This is a genomic window from Allobosea sp. NPDC055332 (genome assembly GCF_053645455.1).
In genome coordinates this window covers 1-1,351 of sequence record NZ_JBSHMO010000028.1, presented here as the reverse complement: position 1 = coordinate 1,351, position 1,351 = coordinate 1, and the positions used below count along the sequence as shown (strand labels likewise).

Genomic DNA, 1,351 nt, shown 5'->3' with positions numbered 1-1,351 from the left:
TTCCATGGCAGGAGTTCGTCAACACGGTTGGAGGGCCATTCCGGCAGTACGCTCAGAATATGGCGCAGATACGCTTCCGGATCGATACCGTTCAGACGGCAGGTGCCGATCAGCCCGTACAGCAGTGCACCACACTCGCCGCCGTGATCGCTACCGAAGAACACGTAATTTTTCTTTCCGAGACAGAATGCACGAAGCGCTCTTTCCGCTGTGTTATTGTCCGCCTCCGCCAGACCGTCATCACTGTAATAACAGAGGGCGTCCCACTGATTCAGTACATAGCTGAACGCTTCGCCCAGCCTGGATTTTTTCGACAGCGTGCCTGAGCCCGCAGATATTCTATTTCCCGTTCATCTTCTTCGATCTTTTCTTCGGCACGTGCCAGTGCAGAGCGCAGGAAGGCCTCCGTCTCTTCAACCAGACTCAGTTGCTGGTCTTTCTGACGGAGCTGGCTTTCCAGTTCTGCAATGCGAATGAGGTATTTCTGACTCATGGCCGTTTTTATAATGCGGCCAGGCGTTTTTTACAACATTGTCAGGGCGTTAAGGCGGGATGTTTTTGGCTGACGCCAGTCCAGCTTATCGAGGAGCATTGCCAGTTGCGAGCGGGTAATGGATACCTTGCCGTCACGTACCACAGGCCAGATAAACTGGCCTTCCTCCAGGCGTTTGGTGAACAGGCACAGACCATCAGCATCAGCCCAAAGAATTTTAACGGTGTCACCCCGTCGGCCACGGAAGATAAACAGGTGACCGGAGAAGGGATTATCATTCAGCACATGTTGTACCTGTTCTCCCAGTCCGTTGAAGGATTTACGCATATCGGTAACGCCGGCAACGAGCCAGATACGGGTACCTGATGGGAGTGAGATCATCTTCCCCTCCCGGTCAGTTCACGAATCAATACAGTGAGCAGCTCTGGTGAAGGATTTTCCAGCGTCATGTTACCGTGACGGAACTCCACCTTGCAGGAGCTGGCACTGACAGTAGTCTGAGTGGATAAGGACGGAGTAAGAGCAGCCATCGGTTCTTTCGGCTCATCAGGCGTTATCTCTACAGGTAATAATTCAACGCCTGCGTCAGAAGTGGTTGTCACCGGAATACGCCGTGATATACGCCCTTCGTTTTGCCAGAGTCTGAGCCATTTGAAAATAACATTATCATTGACGCCATTTTCTCGTGCAATCTGGGCCACACAAGCACCGGGTTGTGATGCCAGTTCAACCATACGAATTTTGAATTCATTCGAATACTTTTTACGAGGTTCTTTTCGTCAGTCCTGTAATTCCATACTTAGATGTCCGTCTGTGTCAGATGGGCGTCTAAGGGTAATGAGTGAAAGTTATTGATAT

2 protein-coding genes and 2 pseudogenes are annotated in these 1,351 nt (G+C 50.9%); all 4 read right to left on the bottom strand.

All coding sequences use genetic code 11. The features are described 5' to 3' along the window. Positions 1–326, bottom strand: a pseudogene (locus tag ACWIGM_RS31400) (IS66 family transposase); the annotation flags it as partial. Next, positions 272–493, bottom strand: a complete 222-nt coding sequence (locus ACWIGM_RS31395) for a hypothetical protein (protein ID WP_000080227.1) — start codon at positions 491–493, stop codon at positions 272–274. The pseudogene ACWIGM_RS31400 and the gene ACWIGM_RS31395, both read right to left, overlap by 55 nt. A 30-nt stretch (positions 494–523) precedes the next feature. Then, the gene (tnpB, locus tag ACWIGM_RS31390) at positions 524–874 is read right to left on the bottom strand and encodes an IS66 family insertion sequence element accessory protein TnpB (RefSeq protein WP_000624725.1); all 351 of its coding nucleotides are present in this window, start codon (positions 872–874) and stop codon (positions 524–526) included. Next, positions 871–1,248, bottom strand: a pseudogene (locus ACWIGM_RS31385) (transposase); the annotation flags it as partial. The pseudogene ACWIGM_RS31385 and the gene tnpB, both read right to left, overlap by 4 nt. Positions 1,249–1,351 lie beyond the last annotated feature (103 nt).